Raw genomic sequence first — 26,964 nt, forward strand, 5'->3', positions numbered from 1 at the left:
TTTAAAGGAGTCGTAAAGATGACATTAATTAAAAAGTTTATGGAAGATGTAGAGGCGAATGGGTTCTTTATCATTGGGGCTCAGGTTCGGAAGGACGGTGAAGTGGTGGATGAGTGGACACGATTCCCCGCAAAACCGAGATTTGAAACTTATTCGGTAGCTAAGACGTATGTAGGTGTTGCTGCCGGAATTGCCCTTGAGGAAGGCTTGATTACGCTCGATGAACGCGTTGCGGACAGTTTTCCTGAATCCAATTTCGACATCACGAATGAAAACGCCCTCAGCATTACGGTCAGGGACTTGCTGACAATGACCTCGGGTCTCAGTGAGACAATGATTTGGCGCGATGGTTATGAAAGAAAACACGAACAGGATTGGGTTCGCTTTTTCTATACTAAAGGTAAATTTGACAAAAAACCTGGAACGACATTTTTATACAATAACGTTAATCCTTATATTTTAGGCTGCTTAATAGAGAAAAAATGTGGTCAGAATTTACGTGAATATCTGAGGTACCGTTTATTTGAACCCATTGGTATCAACAATGTTGAATGGACGAGCTGCCCGAAGGGGCATACGATTGCTGCCAATGCGTTACAGATCAGTATTGATGAAATGGGTCAATTTGGACAACTTTTGGCGAATGGCGGCGAATACAATGGAAAACGAATTGTGGCTGAAAAATATGTCAAGGAAATGATGACACCGTTTGGTTTGGAAACCGGTGAGTTTATTCCTTCAGATCCACCAGTTGGAGCCGGCTACGGTTACCAAATGTGGATAGACAGTGTAAACGATGCTGCTTACATGTGGGGGATTTTCGGACAGTACTGTGTTGTATTGCCGAAAAAAAATGCGGTCGTTTCTGTTATTTCGCTGGAAAAAACAGATGGCGGGTCTAACGGTGCTTATGAAACATCTCCACTTCGTAAAGTTATTTGGGATAACTTGGTTTCACAGATTTAAGCATGTCCTGCATGATATAAAAAGAGATAAACATTTCAGGAAAATGTTTATCAAAATTAAGTAACGATTTTAAATTGTGAGATTTAAAATATAAAATTTAAAGGAGGTATTTTATAATGAGTACCAAAAAAGACATTAAGGTATGTATTAATCCACATTTTGACGCAGTATCTTTGTGGATCGGTTCGTTTGGTGGTGAAGATTCGCCTTGCGATATTTCCAGAGGTGTACATGGTGCAAAACGCGGTGTTCCACGTTTATTAGATTTATTTAATCGGTTTAATATTCCTGTAACCTGGGGTGTAACAGGACATTCAATGGAAAGTTTCCCAAAAGCAGCTGAAATGATTTGCGATGCTGTTGCAACGCGGGGGCATGAAATTGGAATTCACGGTTATTGCCATGAAAACCCCATCGCCATGACACGTCAGCAGGAAGCAGATGTTCTTGACAGAACAATCAGTACGGTTGAAAAAATCTCAGGAAAAAAACCACAGGGCTATATGGCACCATGGTGGGAATTAAGTCCGAATACGGTTGAATTATTGTTTGAACGCGGTATTAATTATGACTCCAGTTTAATGGAAGACGACTATCATCCATACTACTGCCGTGTTGGCGATAGCTGGACAAAGATCAATTACAATGGTGACGCTGCAGATTGGATGAAGCCCTGGCAGCCAGGTAAGGCCGTTGATTTGGTAGAAATTCCTGCGAGCTGGCATCTGGATGATGCGCCTCCGTTCCTTTTTGTTAAGGCTTCTGCGAACAGCGCAGGTTGGCTGACAGGCCGTCAGCTTGGTGAAATCTGGCAAGATCAGTTTGACTGGGTCTACCGCCATCACGACTATGCGGTTATTCCAATTTGCTGCCATCCTGACGCATGCGGTATCAACCCACATGGCCTGATGATGCTTGAACGTCTGATCGCCCATATGCAAAATCATGAAGGCGTTTCGTTCGTTACGATGCAGGAGGTCGCGGACGACTATCGTAAGAGAGCACCTTTTGGCTCAAAGATTGAAGTTGGTCCGGAAAGCGGATTACATGAAGCTTGCTATTAAAAAGCAGGAATATTGATATCCATACGATTATAATTTAGATTAATATAGACAATTGCAACGCTCCCGTCAGTGTTATTGCACTGTCGGAAGCGTTTGTTAAGGAGGAAAACTATGTGTGCAGCTTGTGGGGTTTTAAATGGAGGAGCCGACTGGCTTGAACGTGCGGGGAATCCTGAAGGTATCGGTTCAGAGGAAGGAGCTACAACGCGAAAAGCAGAGCGGCAAAAACTTATTGGGATGATCAATATCCTGTTAAAGCCCAGTCGGGCAAAACTCTGTGACTTCGATACAAAGCTGGTAATCAAAGGACCGACTGGACAAACTAAAATTGCCGATGATCTGGCACACGTTTGGGTTATGGCGGATATGATCGGATTGCGCCAGGTTGATCCGCTTGATGAAGAATACCTGGAAGCCATTGGATTTTAGACAGAAGGGGTAGAAAAATGACAGAAAGAATACCGGTAACGGTTCTGACAGGATTTCTGGGAAGTGGAAAAACCACATTATTACAGCGATTACTCGAATGTGAAGGAGGTGACGGCGTTGCCGTCATCATGAACGAACTTGGGGAAATTGCGCTGGATAATCTCTTTGTACAAAAAGTTACAGAGAGCATGGTTGTTCTGAAAAACGGCTGCGTATGCTGTACAATGCGTCAGGATCTTCAGACAGGACTGCGGGAGCTTATAGATAACAGAGACATGGGAAAGGTGAAGCCCTTTAACCGGATAGTTGTGGAAACGACAGGATTGGCGGACCCTACTCCTATTGCGATGACACTGGATGCGGATCCGCTGTTACGCCGTCATACCCGGCTGGCAAATATTATTACGACGATTGATGCAATATTTGGCGCAGAGCAGCTTAAAACCCATGAAGAAAGTTTACGGCAGGCAGGTATTGCAGACCGACTTGTATTAACGAAAACAGACATTGCTACGCCTGAGCAGGCCAGACGAACAAAGGAAATGATTCACAGGGTTAATCCAACAGCGATGATTTTGGATTCTAACAGTGATGAATCGCTCTGGACGCAGCTTTTTGATATTGACCCGTTCGATCCATTGACTAAGTCCGATGAAGTGCAGCATTGGCTGTCACAGATAGCAGAAATTGATGAAAAAGATGAACCTGCCCACCAGCATCACAGCGAAGGCGGGGAAGGGGAAGTGCATCATTATCACGGCAGCCATCATCATCACGATGAAAACGATATTCAAACCTTTTCTTTCAGAACAGAAGAGCCACTGAACTGGACCGCTTTTGGCATTTGGCTCTCAGCTTTGCTTCATCGGCATGGCAGCAAAATATTACGTATTAAAGGGCTTCTGAACGTTCCCGGAGCGTTGGGCCCCGTCGTCATCAACACAGTGCAAAGCCATATCACACCACCAATGCATCTGGATGGATGGCCTGATGAAGATCATTCTTCACGTCTGGTCTTTATTGTACAAGGTATTAAACCGGAAGTCGTCAGAAAATCACTGAATCATTTTTTGGCAGTTCTGGATCAATAGTTTTCTTTTACAAGATGTATAGCTGGTTTATTAGTGATAAAAAACGTTATAAACAAGCTGAAAAGTTGTATCAATTAAAAACTGTTTTTTAAAGCGTTTTATAACGTTCACATAAGAGCCGCTAAAAATTGAAGAGAGATATTATTTATAATTTTGAGAGGTGATATTATGACTATGGGTGAAAAATTAAGGAGACATACGCCGATCGCTTTATTTGTTGGCATACAGGCTTGTGTGATTCAAATAATCGACAACTGCTTACATGGTGTTTTACCGCCAGCAGTCAATGTTGGCTTTTCGTGTATTTCATTTTTGGGCTGGGCCACTTACTTTATGGCTGGCTGTACGATCAAAGACGGCATCCGCTGTTTTGCCGGATTTATCGTTGGTATTATTGCATCAATTGTGATCATGAAATTAGGCGGTGCCTTCGGTATTTTGGGAACTTTTGCGACCCCTGCCGCTATTTTGATTATTGCCTGGCTGCTGTTCTACCTTGAGCTCGCGCCCTTTCCCTTTAACTTTGTTCCTGCTGTTTATATCTCTGCAGGCGCCTACTTTGCGACAATGTCGTACGTGCCGAATGCGACAATGAGCGGTATGTTTATGACGGAGATGGTATACTTGACACTCGGCCTGGTTTTCGGTTGGATGACAATTGCTTTCAGAACATGGTTCGAAACGAAACGCGACAATCAAAAGTAAAAAGTGAGTAAGTAAATTTTTTGACAGGAGAAAAATATGAATTTCCCATATATTGAAATTGAAGGAACGCCCTACGAAATTGGTTTTCAGGAGGGGGAAAACTTCAAGGAACAAATTCAAGGAAGCATCGACTGCTATAAAGCGATGTTCATGGATTACTCAAATCTTAGCTGGGACAGGGCCAAAGCGTTATCAAAACAATTCATTCCTGTGATCACAGAGTACAATCAGGATTACATCGCCGAAATGCAGGGCATTTCAGATGGCTCAGGCTTTGACTTCGAGGATATACTCGCTTTAAACTGCCGTAGCGAGCTGGTATTTGTGGGTAAAGAATTTGACAAAGTTGATGGAGGGTGCACATCCATTGGTATCAGCAGAGACGCCGGTATTTCCAGTAACGCATTTCTGGCGCATAATTGGGATTGGAAAACGAGTCAGCGTTCCTCAATGGTCATGATGAAAATCACTCAAAAAAATGGAAAACCAACCATTTTTATGGTGACGGAAGCCGGAATTATTGGTAAGACTGGCTTTAATTCTGCAGGTGTTTGCCTGTATTTAAATGCTTTATCAACAGACCAGGCTCCAGCTGGTTTGCCTTTGCACATGGCAATGCGCGGGATTCTGGACTGTAAAACCATCGCCGAAGCAATCGGAACGGCGACGCGAATGCCATTAGGCTGCTGTGCGAGCTTTATGATTGGGCATAAAAATGGTGAATGTGTTGTTCTTGAAATTGAAAATGAGGACTTCGATGTGCTTTATCCAAAAGACGGTATTCTCATTCACACCAATCATTTTATCAGTCCACGATTGCCTCGGGCACCGAGGAAAGATACCTGTAAGTACAAACTTCCGGACAGTTTCGTCCGCCTTGGACGCGCAGAGAAAATCATGCGTAAAAAAGAAAAATATATCACCCCAGAAGATATTATGGTCGTGCTTAAAGATCATGTGGAATATCCGACAAGTATTTGCCGGCACAATGACCCAGAGGTGGAACCTGGACTGCAAATGGGCACGGTATTTTCAATGATTGCCAACTTAACAACTGGAGCTATTTATTTTTGCAAGGGTAATCCTTGTGAAAATGAGTATGAAATGTACCATATTGATTTAATATAGTTGATTCAGGCAGCGAAAAACGCTGCCTTTAAAATGCAAAAATTCAAAGAGGTGCTCTATGCAATTAGAATTTGGCTATGGTCAGAGTACACAGAAGGTCAATGTACCCGACCAAAATTTGATAAGGGTATTAACTGCGAATCCGGTAGAACACAAGCGCGAAGGGACAGAAGCGGTACGTTACGCGTTGGCACATCCCATTGGTTCTGTAAGGTTAAAGGATAGGGTTAGGACTGGACTTCGTATTGCAATTATCACAAGTGATGTTTCACGGCCTTTGCCATCTTATGATGTGCTTCCGGACCTGCTGGACGAATTATATGAAGGCGGCATCTGTCCTGAAAATATTACGGTTGTGTTTGGTCTTGGATCTCATCGCAGGCAAACCGAGGAAGAAAAACGCCGCCTTGTCGGCGAACGGTGCTACAATGAGGTACGCTGTGTTGACTCAGATGTGGAGGATTATGTGCGGGCAGGCATAACGGCAAATGGAACACCCGTGGACATTACGCGGATCGTGGCAGAAGCGGATTTCAGAATCTGTCTTGGCAATATTGAGTTTCATTATTTTGCCGGTTATTCTGGCGGGGCAAAAGCACTGATGCCAGGAGTATCGACACCGGAAGCCATCCAGCAAAATCATCGTTTAATGGTCAAAGACGGAGCATGTGCTGGAAACCTTGCTGATAATCCATTACGGCAGGATATTGAAGAAGCAGGACAAATCGTCGGCGTTGATTTTATTGTTAATGTGGTTTTGGATGAAAAGAAAAAAATTGTTTATTGTGTGGCAGGTGACGTCATCAAAGCACATCGGGCCGGTTGTGCGTATCTTGACAAAATGTATCGTACACCCATTCCTAAACGTGCAGACATTGTAATTGTATCCCAAGGCGGAGCGCCAAAAGACGCTAACTTGTATCAGACGCAAAAAGCCTTAGATAATGCCAAGCATGCTGTCCGAACGGGCGGTACAATTATCCTGATCGGCGCGTGTAATGAGGGGCTCGGGAGCACCAAATTGGAACAATGGCTTTTTGAAGCTTCTAATGCGCATGATTTAATCGAACGTATCGAAGATGATTTTCAGCTGGGAGGGCATAAAGCTGCTGCGATTGCAATGGTTTTAGAGAATGCACAGATTGATTTGGTCTCCGAGCTGGACGATGCTTTAGTGCGTCGTATTTTTCTTAAGCCTGAACCCTCGGCTCAAAGTGCTTTTGAAAAGGCAATGGTGCGATACGGCTCTAATGCAACTGTGATTGCCATGCCCCACGGAGGGGCAACCCTGCCAATTATAAATTGAAAAAAATAGCTGTATTGTCTAGAATAGAACGCAAAAAATAAAAAGGTGGAGGTAAGTTAATGGACTACGCTAAGGAATCATTAAAAATGCACTATAAATGGCATGGAAAAATTGAAGTTACTGCCAAAGTGGCAGTAGATAACAAGGAAGCGCTTTCGCTTGCTTATACGCCAGGAGTGGCTCAACCTTGTCTTGAAATCCAGAAGGATATCGATAAAAGCTATGACCTGACTCGTCGTTGGAATACTGTTGCTGTTATTACGGATGGAACAGCAGTGCTCGGGCTTGGTGACATCGGGCCCGAAGCCGGTATGCCTGTTATGGAAGGAAAGTGCGTCCTGTTCAAAGCTTTTGGCGATGTGGATGCCATTCCGCTTTGTATCCGAAGCAAGGATGTCGATGAAATTGTGAACACGGCTGCCATGATTGCCGGAAGCTTTGGTGGCATTAATCTGGAGGATATTGCTGCGCCACGCTGCTTTGAAATCGAAAAAAAACTAAAAGAACGTTGCGACATTCCTGTTTTTCATGATGACCAGCATGGCACTGCGGTCATCACCTTGGCAGGACTCATTAATGCTCTGAAGATTGTGAATAAAAAAGCTGAAGAGATTAAAGTCGTTACTTGTGGTGCAGGCGCTGCGGGAATCGCCATTGTCAGACTACTGATCAGCCATGGGGTAAAACACATCGTCATGACGAATCGCAAGGGGGCTGTTTATAAAGGCAAGGAAGGGCTTAATCCTGTGCTTGAAGAAATGGCCGAAGTGACAAACGAAGATCGTGAGTCTGGAGCACTCGCTGATGTTATAAATGGTGCGGATGTTTTCATTGGTGTTTCTGGACCAGGAACGCTCACAAAGGAAATGGTCAGAAGCATGAATAAAGACCCAATTGTTTTTGCCTGTGCGAATCCCATACCAGAGATCTTTCCTGATGAAGCTAAAGCCGCCGGTGCCGCCATTGTTTCAACCGGACGTTCAGATTTTCCGAACCAGATCAACAATGTCTTAGCTTTTCCGGGAATTTTCAGAGGCGCACTAGATGTGCGGGCGTCTGACATTAATGACGATATGAAAATTGCTGCGGCTTATGCTCTGGCAGGTCTAGTAAGCAATGATGAGCTCAGTGCCGACTATATTATTCCTGAGGCTTTTGACCCACGGGTTAAGGACGTTGTGGCTAAAGCTGTGGCCGAAGCTGCTGTTGTAAGCGGTGTTGCGAGGTTAAAAAAATAAAATTAATTTGCGTCGTGCCCTTACGGTAATTTAAGTGAGTGTGGATTTAAGCAGGGTACTTTGAGAAACAGAATTTTTATAGGATAGTCGTTTTACGGGAGTCTAACATGTAAGTTGTTGTCTTTACCTTATTGGTGTCTGCTCTGTCAATGCGCATTGGCACTGTTTTGTTTATTAAACTAAATGAAAAATATCCCTCCAGCATTGGTATGCTGTCGAGTCTGTCCGCTGGATTTTTGATGACGATTAATTTTGTTGGAATTATCCTGATGCTCCGGAGGGCCCACAAACTTATATAAACTAAGAAAACCCTTATAAATAAAGAATTTAAAGGTTTTTTGGACCAATAGATATCTTTGTATTTATAGAGGTAAACTATTGACTTTCTCAAAAAACCTGCTATTATGTTATTATAAGTATAACAAATAAAAGAAATTTGTAGAGAGTCCTGTTAAAGGAAAGTAACCTCGTTACTCTGGAAAATTAAGTGAGAATCTTTTACTGATGCACAGCCGTATTTTGTTTACAATAAGTCGGTAACCCTCAATCTACAAAGACAGCATAATAAAGTTTTACGCATCTCTTAAACTTCTGTCATAAGCCTTTTTGGTTGACAGAAGTTTTTTGTTTATATTAAGCGATTTTGTTAACGGTTATTCTGGACAAAGCAAGATGAGCTTATACGAATTGAATCTTTTTTATAGCAAGAGATCAAATACATTGGATACTGTTCAAGATAAAATGAAAGTTAAGGTAATTATATGACAAAATCAGATTTTAAGTATGCAATGCAGCGCGGCTTGGGCAGCTGCGCTCTGGCAATCCAATCTGCCAGCGATATGGAGCAGTATCGTGATATCATTCTCTGGGGATGTCTGCGAAATCTGTCGTTTGACACCCAATGTGAGGGAACCAGGGCGCGCTATCTCTATGAGCTTGCAGCCCACTATGATAATGAGGCATATTTTGTTGAGCCAGTTGTCGCTGCATTTAAAAAAATACGCTCAACAAATGGATGGGGAAAGTGGCGGTTCACCCATTATTGTGAAATTCTCCTGTGTTTTGCGCAGGCCGGAAATGCAGAAGCAAGAGCCGCCCTTTACGAAAAATACAATGTCCTTTATCAAAAGCTTCTCCGTGCGCATAACGGCTCAAGAGCGTCATGGAGTCTTGCGTGGGATTTTGAAGCACTGTGCATCGTTTTAACATCCTTGGATGGCATTGACCGGTATCTTTCGACAGCATCCGATATTGGAGCTTTGTTTAAAAAATCCCGCTTTACTGTAGACGACTTTTGGTGCTTTATTGACAATGGTAAAAGTGAGTTCGGAGAGAAACGTATCTGCAAGAACCTTTTAAAAGCAGCTGAGGATTCAGAAACACTGGCTTGCTTTTGCGACCAGATCAGAGAACAGGAACGAGTAAATCGTGAACGGAGACCAGTGCCGACCCAAATGGCAGACACAGCCGACGAGCTCTTAGAAAAGGCCGCCACTGGCGAATTATCCATTGCTAAAAGAGTCCAATTCAGGAGAGCCGCCAGTGATGAGGAAAAGAAAAAATTAGCAGAGCATATTCTTGCCTGTGATCAACCATCAGTAAAGGCAGTGCTCCTTTCTACATTTTTCGGAATAGATTTTCCCGGTCCATGCGAAGCGATTATCGCAGACGTCTGTTCGGAAAATCCACAGCTCCAAGAGGCTGCGCTTAAGGTGCTTGAAACATGCCGGGATGAGGCAGTAAGAATATTGGCCCTCAAACTGCTGTCGGAAAAAGTACACACAGCAAATGCGATCTGTATGCTGATTACGAACTATTGTAAAAATGATAAAAATGCACTGCTCAAGGCTTTATACCGTTTGCCTGTTACATACTCCAATGTGAGCGGTTGGCATGGAATAACGCGGCACATACTCTGGGCGTTTGAACAGGGAGTGTGTCGGGTCTATCCAAGAGAGCTTCTGGATTACATATACCGAAATTCGCTTTGCTCCGGTTGCCGTGAAGAAGCCGTTAAACAGCTTATAAGGCAAAAATGGTTAACCTCTGAAATCATGAATGAATGTCATTATGACAGTAACGCGCATATTAGAGAGTATATTGCCCATATCCAAAAAGAAAAAAAGTATAGCGAATAATCAATATCGACTCGTATATCGAGTAGATACTCTACTTCAGCGCAGCAGCTTTTAGATTATGGCCGTTACGGTACGCTTGAACAAATCAAGATACTGGCGGGTCCAATAGGAGCAAAGCCAGTTACAAAAGAAAAAGAAGCGCCTGTTCCATTTGTGCTTCCTGAAAAAAAGAAGCCCTATCGGAACCTTTTCGCCCATCTCATCAAAAACCGCAAGATCAACCAGCTCATTGTCCAGTATTTTAACGAGCAGAAGAAGCTTTACATGGATAAACACAATAACTGCGTCTTCCTAAGCCAAGGACAGCCCGTCGCTGCCTTTCTGCACGGCACTTATGTTGTATACAGGCTTTATAGCCCTGCCGGTACGGCTGGCCCTTAAGAACGATCTGCCACTACTGTTGATTTTGTCCTTAGCCGGTCTTGTCCTGATGCTGCTATTTACTTTGCATGGTGTCGGTGTGATGGTTTGCCAACATCATTATCATTGGATTGGACAGGAGCATGTGCGGGAGAGGGAATATGATCTTAAACGTGAATAAATCAGTTGTTGTACTTCAAGTGAAACGGTATAATTAAAGTATTACAACAAACTAAAATTTGTAAGTTTGTACTGGAAGGAAATTAAAGTATAATGACATATACATTTGAAGAAAAACTATTCAAATCGGGAAATCGATATTTCATAAAAATTCCTTTTAATGTATGGGAAGAGTGTGATCAAAAGGGGTTGATTCCAGTAAAAGTTTCCATAGAAAGCTGTACATTTGAGTGCCGCCTCATTCCAAAAGGAGAGGGGATCTATTACATTCCAATTACAAAAAATATTGTAAATCAGATTAATTGTGATGATGAGATTAGTATTTCCTTTAAAATCATTAGCGGATTAACCCGAATAAATCATGATAGTCCATATTCAAAGGAAAACCCTATACGAAAAATTGACAATATTCATGCTATTACTTATCCAAAAGACGGATATTGCGGTCAAATATGTATTGCTATGCTAACTGGACTTAGTGTAGATGAAGTTATAGATATTATGCACGCAAAAGCATGGCAGTGTTCTTTCTCAAAACTGTTAGAAACATTGGACTATTTTGGTATTATACACGATGATAAAATAACTTATACCAAGCGGAAAGAATTTAGTTTGCCAAAGTGTTGTATTGTTAATGTGAAAGAGGAGCAAATTAACCATCTTGTTTTGTATTATAAAGGACATTATTATGATAAGAAAGATATTAATCTTGACAGTATAATAAGTTATTTAGGAATTAGAGTTGATTAGAAAGATAAAGGATAGATTAAAATGAAATCGAAAAAATTCACTTTAGTTTTGTTTATCTTTTACTGTGTAATTTTGATATGGATTATTATTTTCAAATTACAGTTTACTTTTGAAGATTTGCCACATTTCAGAAGTCTTAACTTGATTCCATTTAGTGAATCGGCTATTGTAAATAACAAAATGAATTTTAATGAAATCATTCAAAATATGTTAGTATTTATACCTTTTGGCATTTTTGTTCATGTTCTTTTGGAAAAGGAAATGTTAATAAAACAATTCATTCCAGTCATTCTTACAAGCTTATTTTTTGAAGGAATACAATATATTTTTGCTATTGGTGCAAGTGATATCACGGATATTATTTCTAATTCATTAGGTGGAATAATAGGAATTGTTGTTGCAATTGTTATTTCAAAAATAACAATTGCAAAAATTGGATAACGTTGATAAATATGATCAGTTTTATTGGAGGAGTTATGTTAACGCTATTGATTATGATTGTACTTTTGGCAAACATGTAAATGTCTTAAAGAAAATGGGAATAAAAAGGAGAATAGCAGTGGACAGAACCCAGATGATACAGTTTATAGCAGAACAATATAACGCATATGAAGAAAACCCCTGGAAGAAGTATCCAAATCATTCTGTATTCAGACATAAAGATAATCAAAAATGGTTTGCCCTTATTATGAGTATTTCTAAAAGTAAGTTAGGCTTAACCAGTAGTGAGATGATCGATGTGTTGAACGTCAAGTGTGATCAGATGCTTGTCAGTACACTCAGAAATGAAAAAGGAGTCTATCCCGCATATCATATGAACAAAGAAAACTGGGTGACGCTTGCTTTGGATGGAAGTATCAAGGACGAGCAATTAAAATGGTTACTCGATCAGAGTTTTGAATTAACAGCATCAAAGAAGAAACAGAAGTAGAATCGTGGACTCGTGAAGAGAGAGCGCTCATTTTATCAGTTTTAACACATTGCTGGTATGGCTACAAGAATAATTTATCTTTCTGGGAGAAGAATGATGATTAAAAAATACGCAGGAATACAAAGGAGAGTAGACATGGAGTTTGAGGCCATGGTAAAGGAAGCTGAAAAAGTGATAAATAAAAACGGTGCAGATGAGGGTAACGCGTTTGCTCTGTTTACAAATAAAGGAAATTTATATATTCCTTTTTGTGCTGACGGCTGTTGTGGCTATGGAAAAAAGTTTTGTGAAAACCACAACCTTTTTAATGATATGATTGACGCTAATGATACAAGAATAATAAAAATTGCTGGTGTTTTCAAACAAACTGAACTGGCAAAACAAACAGGTATTAACATCCCTTGCGCTTGGATTCTACAGTTCATTTACAGTATGAACAAAGAGAATATTAATGCCGAAATTCTTATGCCATCAAGTGGCACCAAAACACTTATGGTTTGTTGTCCGCCAAATATGGAAATATCAAGACATGAAAGAGAAAAAAGATTTAAGTAGAGTATATTAGAATTTTGTTAGAAAAATAAAAAAAGGCTTACATTGTGGGTTTAAAAACCAAAATCAGGGTATATTATTAACATTTAGACTGAAATTAACGCTTGCCAAATAGAATGAATTAATATTACCTAACACCGCATAAATAAAGGTTTTGAAGCATTTCAGAACTATAAATACCGACGACATGCGAAATACTGATATTGGCCACTTTTTATCCATTTGTTAGAAAAATGTTAGAAAAGTCCCATAACTACTTAATGGATAATCAATGGATTTTTAATGAGGTGTTTTGTATGAAAAGACAAAAAATATTGATTAAAAAAGGTTTTATTAAAAATTAAATTGTAAATAGAGTTGGCAGATTAGCTTTTTATCCAGAGAGTTAATCTGCTTTTTTTATTGGAAAGGAGAGCTTATGTACAGTGATGATCAAATCACCTTTGTGAATCAAATCAACATCCTTGACTACGCCCGGGCAATCGGTCTTGAACTGGATTATCGACCGAAGCATGTTTTAGTCAGAGGAATCGACAGCCTTGAATTGACCCTTGACGGCAGAGAATGGCATTACCATTACAGCAGTATCGGTGGCGGAATTGTCCAGTTCGTCACCTGGCTTCAGGATATCAGCTGGAAGGAAGCCATGCAGCAGCTCTTAGATTATGGCCGTTACGGCACGCCTGAACAAATCAGGATACTAGCGTGTCCGATAGCGGCTAAGCCGGTTACAAAAGAAAAAGAAGCGCCTGCGCCATTTGTGCTTCCTGAAAGAAAGAAGCCCTACCGGAACCTTTTTGCTTACCTGATTAAAACCCGCAAGATCAGCCAGCCCGTCGTTCAGTATTTTATCGAGCAGAAGAAGCTCTACATGGATAAACACAATAACTGCGTCTTCCTAAGCCTTAATGAACAGGGACAGCCCGTCTCTGCCTTTCTGCGCGGTACTTATGACCGTGAGGGAAAGGACCATTTTAAGTTCATTGTGCCCGGAAGCGATGAACGGTATGGCTTTACCAAAGAAGGTAGCAATCACCGTCTGCTTATTTTCGAGGCCTGCATTGACCTCATGTCCTACATGACCATTAAAAACAGGCAAAATCCATCTTATCTTTATAATACCCAGGATCATTTCATCGCGACCAATGGCCACAAGTATGAACCGATTCTGACCTATCTGCGCGCACACTCCGAGATCGACCAGATCATATTCTGTGTGGATAACGATGCGCGCAACACCATGGGCATCATCCCGTCTGAGAAGTTTATGGAAAGGACAAAAGTCATGGTCAAGCAGGCCTTCCCAGAGCGCTTTCAGGAAGGTGATCATTTTTACAAGCGCCTTCCTGAACTCAAAGACTGGAATGATGACCTGAGACAAATGACCGAAAGGCAGGAAAAATACAAGCGACAAAAGAATCAAAATGCCTTGTGCCGCTGACCAGCAGCTTTCAATCAAAAGAATTGAGGGCTGCTTTTTTATATCCTGGGGGCATAAGCCTCGCCTGTGCAAATCAGGCAGCCCCCTATTTGTATTTCTTTTCAAGGATTGGAACCAGCAGCATTAGGCTGAACCCAATGGGACAACAATAAACGCCTTTTGGCGGTTTACATAGATAGTTCGCATGAAGGAGGTTAAAAGTGAAACACAAATTAAGAAGGAGGACGAAACTCAATGAGCCTAAAACTTAAAAAAGCGATGGTCGTTTGGATGGCGCTGCTGATGTTATTCTACTGCGCCGGTTTTACAGCCGAAGGCCCGGTAAAAGCCAAAGAACAAAACAGCCATCCGGTACAAACCGAAGCCACTGAAGAGGAGTCGGGAGGACAAAAAGAGGCTGAGGTGACACCACCTTTGACGCCGGAGGAAGAAGGCGTACTTGAGACCAATGGGATACAGCCCACAGAGGATACCGGCAGCGTTGATGCTTCCGGCAACTACATTCTCGGGGAAACCGCAAGCGGCGGAACCGTGACCTGTTCTACGAGTCTCAGGACATTGGTAAGCCGAAGCTTTGGGGATGAACCCTACTACAAAAAATTTCAGCGTGCCGCAGGCTGGGATGATGGGGTCATCTACAGTTCAGACTTTGCCAGCCCCGACGGAACGGACATTATTACCACGACCACGCCCATTATCCGAATATCCGATAACGGCGTGGATCAGATCGCCTACTGCGCCGATCCATCCCTCAACATTCCCTCAGAAGTCGTCGGCCCCAACGGTCTGGTCACCTACAACCGGGAAAGCTGGAACGTGCAGAACTGGCGCATTCGAAATGTTATGTGGCACGGCTTCCATGATGGTCAGAACGGCGAGTATTATGTTCAAACCTGGGCGGCCATCCGTGTCATTGCGGGGATTGGGGCCTATACGAATTATTATATGACCGATCCCACGGTTGCCAACCTTGTAAACACCCTCAGCTATCAAAACCCAAATAACTGGGATGCCAGCTGGAGCATTGTTCCGGAACGCGAGGAAGCGATCTGGAACGCAGGTACCAAACGTCAGGAAACCGGCTGGTTTCAGACCTACTGTAACAATATCGCTGATCATGGCACTTATACGGTCACTTTGCCGAGTGGTGTTCATGCGCTGCTGCGAAACACCAGCGGACAGGTTTACAGTGATGTAACAGACCAGTTTACCGTTTATGATGACGACGATTTTATGCTATACGCAAGCGGCAGTTATCAAGGCGAAGTCACGGCAAACATTATCCCGACAACCATCAAGCGGCACAGCAGTGATGTGGGAATCCCAGACGCCTGTGTCATTTACGCGCCGGACGTCCCGGACACCCAGAGACTTTTCGTCTCCCTTGCCGTCGGTCAAAGTCCGTTAAGCGGCAGCTTCCGGGCAAACTTTACCGGAGCAACCGGAGACGCACAATTACAGAAAACAGATAACCGCACCAAAGAAAAACTGGCCGGAGCGACCTTTGGCCTGTACGATACGAAAGATAACCTTTTGAAGCAAGGCGTGACTGATGAAAACGGGAGATGGGAGGTCAGTGATTTAGTCTTTGGAGATTATTACTTTATGGAGATCGCCGCCCCAAAAGGCTATGAACTGGATCAAACAAAACTGCCCTTTACCATTGACGGCATCCGGGATGTGGTGACCGTCTCTAAAACCAATGAGCCGAAAAAGAGCCCCTTTAACTTTAAAAAACTGGACGCGGAAACCAAACAGCCCTTAAAAGGCGTCACTTTTGTGTTGTACAGCTGTGATAAAAACCATACACACAATGAATTGCAATCCGATAAGGTGACCACCTGCTGGACCATGGTTCAGGGCACACGAATCAGCGGGAGTGACGGAGCGGTCGATTTTGGAAACCTGTATGCCGGAGAATACCAGCTGGTCGAAACGAAAACCGTTCCCGGATACGAAAAGCCTACCGGACAATGGCGCGTGACCATTGATCCTGAAGCGTCCGAACCGGTAAAAGTAAGCATTAAGGGCAATGCGCCCGCCTTCTCCAAGGACAACAGCACCTTGACGGTCATGAACAGCAAGAACCACAAGCTGCCCTTTACCGGCGGTACCGGAGATCATCGAACCGCGTTAATGCTCATCGGCATTGTGCTCATCCTTGCAGGTGCAGGTGCTGCCCTGGTATTCAAAAAGCGAAACACCTATAAAAAGACAAACCAAAAGTGAAAGGAAGAAAAAAATGAACTTAAAAAATAACCAATGGATCAAGAAACTTGGCGGCATTGCCCTGTCATTGGCCGTCTTGTGTACAAGCTGTACGCCGACATTTGCGGCCACCGGATCACCCGATACGTCAGTGGAACGAAGCCTGACCATTCATAAATACCGGATGGAGGATATGAGCCATTCGACCACCGAAGGCACCGGTCAGCAGACCGATGTTGTTCCGGCCGATGCGGTTCCGCTTCCGGGCATCGCGTTTAAAGTGACCAAAATGCAGGATACCGACAACACGAAGGTAGATACCACCTGGAATATCCAAACCGTGATGACTGGCACAGACGGTTCGGTCACCATCAGCGGCAACAGTAACCTGCCCATGGGGGTCTACAAAGTGGAAGAACAAACAAACCCGGCCATCGCCATCAAAGCCGACCCGTGTTTGGTATCTGTTCCCCTCACCAACCCCACCGGCGACGGTTGGATCTACAACGTCCACGTGTTCCCGAAAAATAAAATTAAGCCGGGGCCAGAAATTGATAAATTTGTGACCGAGCTGGAAAACAAACATGACACCGCGGATATTTCACAGAGTGTGAAGTGGATTATCGAAACCACGCTGCCAGATGACGTGGCAACCTGTAAAGACTACACGGTCACCGATACCATCGACACCCGATTAGATTATGTTCCCGGAAGTTTGAAGCTTTACCGCGTAGATACCGAAAAGAACCGCGTGCTCATGACACCAGATTGCTACACCGTGACAGAACCAAATACGGCCAACAGCCAAACGCTCACCGTTCAGCTCACCGCCATCGGCAAGCAAACCGCCGCCAAATCTTTGCCCAACAAAGAAGACATCTCCGCGACACTGAATATTGAGTTCAATACCCTAGTGAACAAAAACGTCGAGGGCAGTCTGGGACAACCGATTCCAAATGGTGCGACCATTTATTATACGAACAACCTGGACATCGTCTTTGAGCCGCAGTCCGTCAAGGAGAAACCCGAAGTCCATACCGGCGGTGTCAACCTGTTAAAGGTCGATTCCGAAGACAACACCGTCAAGCTTCAGGGCGCTAAGTTTAAAGTCTACCGCACCGAAGCCGATGCGAAGAAAAACATCAACGCGGTCAAGGACCCGGAAAACAACCGACTCGAATGGGAAGTAACCACCGATGCAAACGGCATCGCGCACTTCTGGGGCCTGGCCTATGGACAGAAGGGGCAGGACGCCTACTATGGCGACAGTACCAACTACTGGATCGTGGAAACACAGGCCCCAACGGACAATGAAGGTAAGACTTATAATCTGCTCAAATACCCGGTCAAGGTGACTGTGAACAGCAACTCCCACAATGAAGCCAATAAAATAATGATTGAGAATATTAAACATTACGACCTGCCCTATACCGGCGGTATGGGAGACCGGACACCACTTTATATTGGAGCGGCCTTAATCCTTTTGGCAGGCGGAGCCACCGTGATCCTTATCCGCAGACACCGCCAGGAAAAACAACGCTAAATAACGCTCAAAGGAGTCCAGAAAATGAAACGGTTTTTCGCCTGTCTGTTCGTGTTTATCCTGTTTTTGATGGGAATCGGCTGTCTCTTCTTTACCGACGTCGTTTATTTTCTGGCCGCCCAAAGACAAGGAAAAGTCATTGAAGATTATCAAATGAGTACGGAAGCAATGAACATCCAGCGTCTGGAGATCGAGTATCAGAAGGCCGTCAGTTATAACACACAGCTAAATGCGGGTATTCCTGACGATCCTTTTTCTGGAAATCAGCCAGACAATGCGGATCCTTACCGTACAATTTTAAACATCAACAACACCATGGGAACCTTGGAAATCCCAAAGATACAAGTCAATCTGCCCATCTATCACGGGACCGACGATAAAGCCCTGTCTGAAGGTGTTGGACATTTGAAGGGTACTTCCCTTCCTGTGGGCGGAGCCAGTACCCACGCCGTTTTGACCGGCCACCGCGGTTACTCCGGAGCAAAGCTTTTTACCGATTTGGACAAGCTTCTAATGGGGGATCGTTTTTACCTGCATGTTTTAGATCAGACCCTGACCTATGAAGTGGATCAGATTTTGACGGTTGAACCCGACCAGACCGAAGCATTAAAAGCCGACCCGGAACAGGATTATTTGACCCTGCTGACCTGCACCCCGTACCAGATCAACAGCCATCGGCTGTTGGTACGCGGCAGGCGGGTCACTGAAACACCCAGGATGCCGCCAACAGAAGAAGAGGAACCGCTCCCGACCAAAGGATTGATCCTTTCTTTTGTAACCCTGGAAGCAGTGGCGGTGTTGATCTGGTATGTCAAAATAAAAAGAAGGAGAAAGTAAAATGGAAGCATGGTTACAAATGCTTTTAGGTCATGCAATGGAGATCATCGCTTTGGCATTAATGATCTGCATGGGGACATGCCTGTTAATCGTCCGTATTTATCTGCAATGCAAAAGGATAAAAAAGTGTTACCCACCGGCCTTTGGGGTACAGTTGCTGATGTTGTTTACAGGCTTTATCGCTCTGCCGGTACGGCTAGCCATTAAGAACGATCTGCCACTACTGTTGATTTTATCCTTAGCCGGTCTTGTCCTGATGCTGCTATTTACTTTGCATGGTATCGGTGTGATGGTTTGCCGACATTATTATCATTGGATTGGACAGGAACATGCGCGGGAGAGGGAATATGTTCAGGAAAGAGAATAAAACCGTTGTTGTCCTCAGGAGAAAACGGTATAATTCAGGTATAGCAAAAAACGAAAGTTATAGACGAGGACGAAATGGCATCGAATTATGAAAAAATGAAGCGGCAAATGCAGGGAGAATTTTTGAAATACAACCAAGAGGATATGATAAAGCGCTTTAACATAGACGCTAATGAAAGGTATTTGACGGTTGACTTTATGGGGGGAATTTGCCGAATAGGCCGAAAAACCGGCTTTGTAGAATGTAGCCATATGGAAATCGATGGGTTCAGAGAAGCAAATTATAATGAAGCAATGACGATATATGATCTTCTGTGCTGGTCAAAGCCAGATGCCGTGCCATCTGGACAGTTTGTGAATATGCAAAGTATTTCGAAATTACACAGCACGATGCCTGATTCTGGTTCCGGTTTTTTCCATCAGGAAGTGAAACTGTTTGACCATCGAGAGACTATGCTGCGTGAAGTGCTGGAGAAACTGGGAGGAAGGATTGTTGACGGTGGTGATCTGGCGGCACAAATTCCCGTGTTTTGTGGATTGGACCTTCTGTTTCGTTTCTGGAACTCAGATGATGAATTTGCACCAGAGATCCAATTTTTCTGGGATGCAAATGTATTGTCTTTTATGCACTATGAAACCGTATGGTTTGCGAATCATGTTCTCATTCGCCGCATTCGTGAAATGATGGAAAAACAGATGTCTTAACAGTAGGTAAATAGAATTTGAAAAGGAGAATTGCAATGGATAGAGCGGCGTTAATACAGTTTATAGCAGAACAATACAGCGCACATGAAGAAAATCCCTGGAAGAGGTATCCCAATTATGCCGTGTTCAGACATAAGAGCAATCAAAAATGGTTTGCCCTTATGATGAATATTTCTAAAAACAAGTTAGGCTTACCTAGTGATGAGATGATCGATGTGTTGAACGTCAAGTGTGATCCGATGCTTATCAGTACACTCAGAAATGAACAAGGAGTCTATCCCGCATATCATATGAACAAAGAAAACTGGTTAACACTGGCTTTGGATGGCAGTATCAAAGACGATCAATTAAAATGGCTACTCGATCAGAGTTTTGAGTTAACGGCGTCAAAGAAAAAACAGAAGTAGAATTGTGGACTCACGGAGGGAAAATACTCATTTTATCAGTTTTAGCATATTGCTGGTATGGCTACAAGAACAATTTATCTCCCTGGGAGAAGCATGTATGACCATAAAACTAAAAAATTGAATAAGCCAGCAAAATCGTTGAGATTGGAAGTTTTTAGTTTTTATTTAGCAGTTTGTTTTACGAGGAGAATTATAAATGAATCAGCATTCACCATTACTAATCTATACAACCAAAGACGGCAGTACAAAAGTGGATGTTACCTTTGATAAGGATACGGTATGGTTGTCAAAAGCACAGATAGCAGAGCTTTGTTATTTCAAGGCATATCAAAAATGTTTTTTTAGAAGGTGAACTTCCAGAAGCGGGTAATGTGCAAAATATGCACATTGCAAATTCAGATAAACCCGTAGATTTTTAAAGCTTTGATGTCATTATTTCTGTAGGATACTGAGTAAAGTCACAACGTGGTGTACATGAATGATAAAAAGAAATAAAGCGTACCCGATATTCGATGACGTGCAAATATTATTTGTGGAATCTTCGTCCGGAAATAAGATTTAAAGGGGGAAAACATGGAAAACATACAGCTATTTGAAAACAGTATCATCCGCACTGCATGGGATGAAGAAAAAGAAGAGTGGTACTTCTCAATTATTGATGTCATCGCTGTTTTAACAGAGGTCGAAAATCCCAGGCGTTATTGGAGTGATTTAAAAAGAAAGCTGAAATCAGAAGGGGCGATTCAACTGTACGAAAATATCGTACAGTTGAAAATGAAGGCCAACGATGGAAAAATGCGACAGACCGATGTAGCGGATACCGAACAGTTGCTGCGCATTATTCAGTCCATTCCATCCCCAAAAGCAGAACCCTTTAAAGTCTGGCTGGCGCGTGTGGGAAGTGAGCGGATTGAAGAAACCATCGATCCCGAGCTGACCATTGACCGAGCCCTTGAAACCTACCTTAAAAAAGGTTATAGCCGGGAATGGATCAATCAGCGATTGCAGGCCATTCAGGTGCGCAAGGAGCTGACCGATGAGTGGGATAACCGTGGTGTAAAGAAAGGTATGGAGTACGCCATTTTGACAGATGAGATTACAAAAGCCTGGTCTGGGATGCGTACACGGCACTATAAAGATTTTAAAGGTCTGAAAAAAGAAAACCTCAGAGACAACATGAGTACCCTCGAACTGGTCTTAAACATGTTGGCCGAAGCCACAACCACGGAGTTATCCAAGGCTAAAAAACCCGAAGCTTTTGAAGAAAACCGTCAAGTCGCCAAAGAAGGCGGCGCCATTGCCGGGGATGCCCGAAAGGCCATCGAAGCCAGCAGTGGAAGACCAGTGATCACCTCCCAAAATGCTGTTGATTTTACACAGGTACTCAACGAAGTGATAAACGCTTTACCAGATGTGGAAGCAACCGATCAGGAGGAACCCGGTGTCAAGAAAAAATCACCAGACAATTGATGGCAGGCTGCTCCGAACCGATAAACGCATCAGCCATTTAAAACAAAAACAGATTGAGAAGATCAACGCCTGGCTTTATGAAGCTTATCGGATACAATATCAAACCCTAAAGCAGGCACCAGACAAGCGCCACAATCGGGCGATTGTCAATGCAGCCTATGATAAAATCCAAGCAGCGGATATCTGGATACCCTATGAAGAAGTCTGGACGTATTACCTGAAAAAGAAAAGTAAGTTTGAAAAGCGCATGGAAAATGAACAAAACAGAATATTGAAAGAAACAGATTAGGAATACACCGAACGTATTCCTTTTTTAATTTTTACGGCAAACCGCTCATCATTGATTGAGCGGTTTTTTAGTATTAGGAAAGGACAGACAAATGAAAGAAGCAAAGACGATTGCAATCTGCAATCAAAAAGGGGGCGTCGCCAAGACCAACGTGACCGTCAACCTTGGTATTGGCCTTGCTAATCAGGGAAAAAAGGTGCTTACCCTGGATACAGACCCCCAAGGGGATTTAACCACCTCACTCGGCTGGCGCGATACGGAAAAGCTCGATATTACAATGGCTTCACTGATGAAAGAAACGATTCTGGATGAACCCATCCATACCCGAGAAGGTATTTTACACCATCCAGAAGGCATTGATCTTATTCCAGCAGACTTAGAGCTTTCAGCCATGGAAATGACCCTGGTTACCGCGATGAGCCGGGAGTATGTTTTAAAGCGCATTGTGCAGGAGTTGAAAAAGGATTATGACTATATCCTGATTGACACCATGCCCAGTCTGGGGATGATTACCATCAACGCATTGGCCGCCGCTGACAGCGTCATTATTCCCGTTCAGGCCCATTACTTACCGGCAAAGGGCATGACGCAGTTAATTAAGACCATCGGAAAAGTACAACGTCAGATCAATCCAGCATTGACCATTGAAGGGGTTATTTTAACCATGGCTGATGTCCGCACCAATATGACCAAAACCGTCGCAGAAACGATCCAGGAACAATATGGCAGTGCCTTGAAAATCTACCGAAACGTCATACCATTCGCCATTGCGGCGGCGGAAACCAGTGCGGAAGGCAAGAGCATTTATACCCACGCCAAAGGCAGTAAAGTTGCCAAAGCCTACGAAGCATTCACAAAGGAGGTGCTGCAAAATGCCGAAAAGCAAAGAACTCAAGCTCGATCTGCCCAGTGTCGATGAGCTGTTTACCACCGAAGAAGAACGACTGGACGCAAACCGGGAAAAGGTACAGGAGATCCCACTTGATCAGATTGAGGACTTTCCAAACCATCCATTTAAAATCAAGGAGGACGAAGCCATGAGGGAAATGGCCGAGAGCATCAAGGAGTATGGTGTTTTAGTACCAGCACTGGTCCGTCAGAAAGCAAATGGCCGCTATGAGATGGTGGCCGGGCATCGAAGGAAGTGTGCAAGCCGGTTAGCTGGGATGAAGGAAATCCCCTGTATTGTCAGGAATCTTACGGATGATGAGGCTACAATCATTATGGTAGATAGCAACTTACAACGCGAAGAAATTCTACCTTCTGAGCGTGCTTTTGCCTATAAAATGAAAATGGGAGCAATGAATCGACAAGGAATGCGCACAGATTTAACTTCTGCAACTGAGTTGCAGAAGTTAAGAGGCAAAACATCAAGAGATCAAATAGCAGAGGAAAATAAGCAAAGCCATGAAACTATACGTAAATATATACGCCTCACTGAGTTAATAAGACCACTTCTTGATATGGTCGATGAAAAAAAGATTGTGTTAATGACAGCAGTTACTTTATCTTATTTAAACAAAGACGAACAGGAACAGCTTCTGGACGCCATGCAATATGAGGATTGTACCCCCTCACTGGCTCAGGCAACTAAAATCAAGCAGTTTTCCCAGGAAAATAAGCTGAGCGAAGCGGTCATTCTCTCCATTCTACAAGAAGAAAAGCCCAACCAGGTGGAGAAAATCAAAATCCCGAAGGAACGGATCAGCAAATTCTTTCCAAAAGGAACACCTGAGAAGAAAATGGAAGAAACCATTGTGAAAGCCTTAGAGCTATACCAAAAGCGCGAACGGCAGAAACAATCGGCAAGGTAGTTCTAAAGCGGCAGTAATGCCGCTTTTCCCGTTACAAAAGATAAGGAGTTAGCTATGACAGGAGAAGATAAACGAACCGTTCACGGTTACCGCATCATCAATTCAATGATCATCGGCAGCCAGGAGATTATTCTCGGAGAGAAACAAGCCGAGAGCCCGGATAAACGCTATCTGTGTGCCTATGATGATCTCGATCATCTGGACAAAGGCTGTGAGGTGGTAGCGGTCGGTGACTATTTTGAAGTGCTGGAGCGCTATACCAAACGGATTCAGGGAGAAATCAACACGCTTCGGAAAGCAGAGCAAAAGCTCGGGGGATCCAATGCGCCCATTCCTGTGGAGCACTGTCGGTTGGATGATCGCACAAAAAGCATTATGGGGAAGTTTGTGGTCATTAAGGCGGAGGTTTTCAGACCTGAATACAAGCGGGCCAATCAACAAATCTGCTACGTGACAGGAGGCTCCGGCGCAAAGGCCAATCCTAAAGGAAAGGCTATTCTTGTAAAGAACGTGTACGACGGCAGAGAGGCCCAGTTTGAAAGAAGCGAGGTGCAGGGGCTTGTCAATATGAGCAGCCTGCCGGAATGGGCTCAGAAAGCGGTTAAGAAATTCCGGAAGAAAGAAATCATCAAGAAAGGAGCAGCGCGCTGATGAATGCAGAAAACAATGAAAGCATGCAGTGTGGGGATTATGCGATTACCCGAGAACTGTGTATTGGAGATAAAACCGTTGTACTGGGTGAGAAACCCGGCGATTATGGGCCGGATCGGTACCTGTGCGCTTATCGTCAGGTATTCCTCTTTTACGCCCAATATTCTGAAATTGAAACCGGCGCTTATCTGGATATGATGGATGTGTTTACCACCCGCGTGAAAGCGCAGATTGAACAGGCACGGGAAACCCTGAGTTCGATCACAGTTCCCATGGCGGTGATTATCCCGGAGATGTGCTGCCCGGATGATCCCGCCGAAAGCATTGAGGGAAAAGTCATTGCGATCAAGCCGGAAGTTTTACGGCCAGAGTGCCAATCCGCGGTGTACCAGCTGGGCTATGTGACGGGTGGGTTTGGAGCCCATGGTACTGCCCGTGGGAACGCCGTTTTTATCAAAAAGCTCTACAGCCAGGAGGATACCCGCTTTGAACGTTCTGACGTTCAGGGAATCGTGAAGCCCGAATGCCTGCCAGAATGGGCAAAGAAAAACCTCGAGAAGATCAAACAAAGACAAAAGAAAGAAAAAAACCGGAAAGGAGAAGCCCGCTGATGAAAGAAAAAGCAGAACTGCCCGATTATTGCTATACCACCTTGTTTTCAACCGGCGAGATTGTTCGGGTACGAAAGGGGGCGCTGACCTATGAAAAAACCGAGCTCTCCACCCCGGACCAGAAAATGAACCGCCGGATCACAGAGCGCGCCAACGTGGCATTGGGCGTCACTAAAGCCCAGAGAGAAGCCATGCTCGGCGGAATGCTTTTAGGCTGGGAGCGGCCAGCAGCGGACCCAAACCGGTATGACCGCAACGGCAACTTTATTCTGATCGACGATATGGAAAAATAACGTGTTACAAAAGAAAAAAAGGAGAATTTAACAGTGAAAGACGAAATCAATCAAGGCTATATGATCACAGACCGCGTAAGTGTTGATTCCAATAATACCTTTGTTTTAGGCTATAATCCAAAGGCCCCGGAGCCTTTTGTCACCTGGAAATGCGCCCCAGAGGATTATTATTACCATGGACACTATTTTAATGATCGAAACAACGCCATCCGCGATTTATGCACACGGGTGATGGAGGCGCTTGACTACAAAAAAGAGTTTGAAAAAATGACAGAGGATAAAAATGAACTGCCTGAGAAGTGCTACAGCACACATTTGGAAACAGGTGAGCTCGTGGTCATCAAGCGGTTTGAACCAGGGTATTTTAAATGTGCGGATTCAACCTCTGATCCAGAAAAGAATAAAAGCTTAGCAAAACAGTTGAATGAAGCGGCCGGTATCACAAAGGCCCAGGTTTCGGCCATGAATGCGGGATCAATCTGCGGCTGGGACGCACTCAATGCCAGGCCAGACTACTACGATGAAAACGGCCGATTTAAAAAGCGCCAGCACAAAAATTACTCGAGGTGAGACCATGGCCAAAAATACCAAAGGCATCCGGCTTCTGACGCGTCTGATCGATGCCGGGTACAATACCGAAAAAGCCATTGCCGGTATGACACTTGATGATATCATCGCATTGGAAGTCAGCAATAAAAACGATATGGCCACATTGAATGAACTGATCAAAAGTGTCAAAGCCAACCGCGTGGTGACGTTTTTAGCATCAGGACCAGATCCTGAACGAAAGGACGTTCCGTCGCAGGATACTGCGTTAGAAGGAGATGAAAACAATGAAGAAACCCAAGCCAATCCCCCACATGATCCCGTTTGTTGATATCCACGCGCTGGATCTGTTTGAAATCCCCGACGGTGAAAGCATTATCATTGTCCCAATGACGGGGTGTCCGGTGACTTATCCCTGTTACTTCGTCGATCACAGACATTTTAAGCTGCAGGATACCGTTTGGCACCCCATTGAGTTTGCCCGGCAGATGGTCCGTTTGGGGAACCGCTACCGGCCCGAAAACCCTGGGCTTTCCGATGTGCTGGATTATTATGAAGTCTATCAGATTCCAGACCGTCAGAACACCGACTACGGATTTGGGCCGCTTGAGCAGTTTCTCACCCGCTTTAAACATGAGGACTACGTGAAGTGTTACCAGGGGATGCTGGCGCCGGTGACCGAACTGCTCGACCTGTACAAATTTCACAACCGAAATGACCGGCCATTTCAGGATCAGACGCACCCTTTGTGTATGGGTGATATTATCGTCACGCATCGGGAAGGAAAAGTTCAGGCCTTTTACGTGGACGCTGAAGGCTTCCCGGAGGTTCCGCAGTTTCTTAAGCGGCCCGTAAGGTAGCCCCATGAGATACCAAAGCGTTGTCACGCTTTACAACGCGACCCTTCAGGAGGTGACCGCCCGGCCCGAAAACTGGCTGGCCTTT

At 44.0% G+C, this 26,964-nt stretch carries 31 protein-coding genes; all 31 read left to right on the forward strand.

Features of this window, described 5'->3' with window-relative positions; genetic code table 11:
* Positions 1-18 precede the first annotated feature (18 nt).
* Positions 19-966, forward strand: coding sequence for a serine hydrolase (locus tag I2B62_RS10190; RefSeq protein WP_195268849.1), 948 nt, complete (start codon positions 19-21; stop codon positions 964-966).
* Between the two features lie 116 nt (positions 967-1,082).
* On the forward strand, positions 1,083-2,030 hold the full coding sequence (locus I2B62_RS10195; protein WP_195268850.1) for a polysaccharide deacetylase: 948 nt from the start codon (positions 1,083-1,085) through the stop codon (positions 2,028-2,030).
* A 111-nt stretch (positions 2,031-2,141) separates the two neighbouring features.
* A complete protein-coding gene (locus I2B62_RS10200; protein ID WP_195268851.1) occupies positions 2,142-2,459 on the forward strand; it encodes a hypothetical protein in 318 nt (105 codons plus the stop codon).
* Positions 2,460-2,476: 17 nt separating this feature from the next.
* Positions 2,477-3,550 carry a GTP-binding protein gene (locus tag I2B62_RS10205; protein ID WP_195268852.1) on the forward strand — a complete coding sequence of 358 codons (1,074 nt, stop codon included), beginning with the start codon at positions 2,477-2,479 and terminating at the stop codon, positions 3,548-3,550.
* A gap of 174 nt (positions 3,551-3,724) precedes the next feature.
* Positions 3,725-4,255 (forward strand): DUF1097 domain-containing protein, encoded by a 531-nt coding sequence (locus I2B62_RS10210; RefSeq protein WP_195268853.1) that lies wholly within the window; start codon positions 3,725-3,727, stop codon positions 4,253-4,255.
* A 36-nt stretch (positions 4,256-4,291) separates the two neighbouring features.
* A complete protein-coding gene (locus I2B62_RS10215; RefSeq protein WP_195268854.1) occupies positions 4,292-5,383 on the forward strand; it encodes a C45 family peptidase in 1,092 nt (363 codons plus the stop codon).
* Positions 5,384-5,441: 58 nt separating this feature from the next.
* Complete coding sequence (larA, locus tag I2B62_RS10220) at positions 5,442-6,689, forward strand: nickel-dependent lactate racemase (protein ID WP_195268855.1); 1,248 nt, start codon at positions 5,442-5,444, stop codon at positions 6,687-6,689.
* A gap of 59 nt (positions 6,690-6,748) precedes the next feature.
* Complete coding sequence (locus I2B62_RS10225) at positions 6,749-7,927, forward strand: malic enzyme-like NAD(P)-binding protein (protein ID WP_195268856.1); 1,179 nt, start codon at positions 6,749-6,751, stop codon at positions 7,925-7,927.
* Positions 7,928-8,688: 761 nt separating this feature from the next.
* Positions 8,689-10,065 (forward strand): hypothetical protein, encoded by a 1,377-nt coding sequence (locus I2B62_RS10230; RefSeq protein ID WP_195268857.1) that lies wholly within the window; start codon positions 8,689-8,691, stop codon positions 10,063-10,065.
* A gap of 633 nt (positions 10,066-10,698) precedes the next feature.
* Entirely contained in the window at positions 10,699-11,355 is a 657-nt protein-coding gene (locus I2B62_RS10240; protein ID WP_195268859.1) for a DUF1905 domain-containing protein, read from the forward strand.
* A gap of 21 nt (positions 11,356-11,376) precedes the next feature.
* Entirely contained in the window at positions 11,377-11,796 is a 420-nt protein-coding gene (locus tag I2B62_RS10245) for a VanZ family protein (protein WP_243259477.1), read from the forward strand.
* A 118-nt stretch (positions 11,797-11,914) separates the two neighbouring features.
* Complete coding sequence (locus tag I2B62_RS10250; protein ID WP_195268860.1) at positions 11,915-12,286, forward strand: MmcQ/YjbR family DNA-binding protein; 372 nt, start codon at positions 11,915-11,917, stop codon at positions 12,284-12,286.
* A gap of 93 nt (positions 12,287-12,379) precedes the next feature.
* On the forward strand, positions 12,380-12,841 hold the full coding sequence (locus I2B62_RS10255; RefSeq protein ID WP_195268861.1) for a hypothetical protein: 462 nt from the start codon (positions 12,380-12,382) through the stop codon (positions 12,839-12,841).
* Positions 12,842-13,256: 415 nt separating this feature from the next.
* A complete protein-coding gene (locus tag I2B62_RS10260; RefSeq protein WP_195268862.1) occupies positions 13,257-14,279 on the forward strand; it encodes a DUF3991 and TOPRIM domain-containing protein in 1,023 nt (340 codons plus the stop codon).
* A gap of 234 nt (positions 14,280-14,513) precedes the next feature.
* Entirely contained in the window at positions 14,514-16,508 is a 1,995-nt protein-coding gene (locus I2B62_RS10265; protein WP_195268863.1) for an LPXTG cell wall anchor domain-containing protein, read from the forward strand.
* A 13-nt stretch (positions 16,509-16,521) separates the two neighbouring features.
* Positions 16,522-18,030: a SpaH/EbpB family LPXTG-anchored major pilin gene (locus tag I2B62_RS10270; protein ID WP_195268864.1), complete on the forward strand. Its 1,509-nt coding sequence runs from the start codon at positions 16,522-16,524 to the stop codon at positions 18,028-18,030.
* 24 nt (positions 18,031-18,054) lie between these two features.
* Entirely contained in the window at positions 18,055-18,867 is an 813-nt protein-coding gene (locus I2B62_RS10275; RefSeq protein ID WP_195268865.1) for a class C sortase, read from the forward strand.
* Position 18,868: 1 nt separating this feature from the next.
* On the forward strand, positions 18,869-19,234 hold the full coding sequence (locus tag I2B62_RS10280; RefSeq protein ID WP_195268866.1) for a hypothetical protein: 366 nt from the start codon (positions 18,869-18,871) through the stop codon (positions 19,232-19,234).
* A 74-nt stretch (positions 19,235-19,308) separates the two neighbouring features.
* Positions 19,309-19,938, forward strand: coding sequence for a DUF3786 domain-containing protein (locus I2B62_RS10285; RefSeq protein WP_195268867.1), 630 nt, complete (start codon positions 19,309-19,311; stop codon positions 19,936-19,938).
* A 35-nt stretch (positions 19,939-19,973) separates the two neighbouring features.
* Positions 19,974-20,345 (forward strand): MmcQ/YjbR family DNA-binding protein, encoded by a 372-nt coding sequence (locus I2B62_RS10290; RefSeq protein ID WP_195268868.1) that lies wholly within the window; start codon positions 19,974-19,976, stop codon positions 20,343-20,345.
* Positions 20,346-20,541: 196 nt separating this feature from the next.
* A complete protein-coding gene (locus I2B62_RS10295; RefSeq protein ID WP_243259478.1) occupies positions 20,542-20,697 on the forward strand; it encodes a hypothetical protein in 156 nt (51 codons plus the stop codon).
* Between the two features lie 221 nt (positions 20,698-20,918).
* Positions 20,919-21,815 (forward strand): Bro-N domain-containing protein, encoded by an 897-nt coding sequence (locus tag I2B62_RS10300; RefSeq protein WP_195268869.1) that lies wholly within the window; start codon positions 20,919-20,921, stop codon positions 21,813-21,815.
* The gene (locus I2B62_RS10305; RefSeq protein ID WP_195268870.1) at positions 21,787-22,104 is read left to right on the forward strand and encodes a transposase; all 318 of its coding nucleotides are present in this window, start codon (positions 21,787-21,789) and stop codon (positions 22,102-22,104) included. The genes I2B62_RS10300 and I2B62_RS10305 overlap by 29 nt, the downstream gene beginning before the upstream one ends.
* Before the next feature lie 91 nt (positions 22,105-22,195).
* Entirely contained in the window at positions 22,196-23,023 is an 828-nt protein-coding gene (locus tag I2B62_RS10310; RefSeq protein ID WP_195268871.1) for an AAA family ATPase, read from the forward strand.
* Complete coding sequence (locus tag I2B62_RS10315) at positions 22,977-23,918, forward strand: ParB/RepB/Spo0J family partition protein (protein ID WP_195268872.1); 942 nt, start codon at positions 22,977-22,979, stop codon at positions 23,916-23,918. Before I2B62_RS10310 ends, I2B62_RS10315 begins: the two co-directional genes overlap by 47 nt.
* A 54-nt stretch (positions 23,919-23,972) precedes the next feature.
* Entirely contained in the window at positions 23,973-24,569 is a 597-nt protein-coding gene (locus I2B62_RS10320) for a hypothetical protein (protein ID WP_195268873.1), read from the forward strand.
* Positions 24,569-25,180 carry a hypothetical protein gene (locus I2B62_RS10325; protein ID WP_195268874.1) on the forward strand — a complete coding sequence of 204 codons (612 nt, stop codon included), beginning with the start codon at positions 24,569-24,571 and terminating at the stop codon, positions 25,178-25,180. Before I2B62_RS10320 ends, I2B62_RS10325 begins: the two co-directional genes overlap by 1 nt.
* The gene (locus tag I2B62_RS10330) at positions 25,180-25,473 is read left to right on the forward strand and encodes a hypothetical protein (protein ID WP_195268875.1); all 294 of its coding nucleotides are present in this window, start codon (positions 25,180-25,182) and stop codon (positions 25,471-25,473) included. The genes I2B62_RS10325 and I2B62_RS10330 overlap by 1 nt, the downstream gene beginning before the upstream one ends.
* A gap of 33 nt (positions 25,474-25,506) precedes the next feature.
* On the forward strand, positions 25,507-26,043 hold the full coding sequence (locus tag I2B62_RS10335; RefSeq protein WP_195268876.1) for a hypothetical protein: 537 nt from the start codon (positions 25,507-25,509) through the stop codon (positions 26,041-26,043).
* A gap of 4 nt (positions 26,044-26,047) precedes the next feature.
* Entirely contained in the window at positions 26,048-26,350 is a 303-nt protein-coding gene (locus I2B62_RS10340; RefSeq protein WP_195268877.1) for a hypothetical protein, read from the forward strand.
* Positions 26,307-26,879: a YodL domain-containing protein gene (locus I2B62_RS10345; RefSeq protein WP_195268878.1), complete on the forward strand. Its 573-nt coding sequence runs from the start codon at positions 26,307-26,309 to the stop codon at positions 26,877-26,879. Before I2B62_RS10340 ends, I2B62_RS10345 begins: the two co-directional genes overlap by 44 nt.
* Positions 26,880-26,964 lie beyond the last annotated feature (85 nt).

The organism is Eubacterium sp. 1001713B170207_170306_E7, from assembly GCF_015547515.1.
Taxonomy (GTDB): domain Bacteria; phylum Bacillota; class Clostridia; order Eubacteriales; family Eubacteriaceae; genus Eubacterium.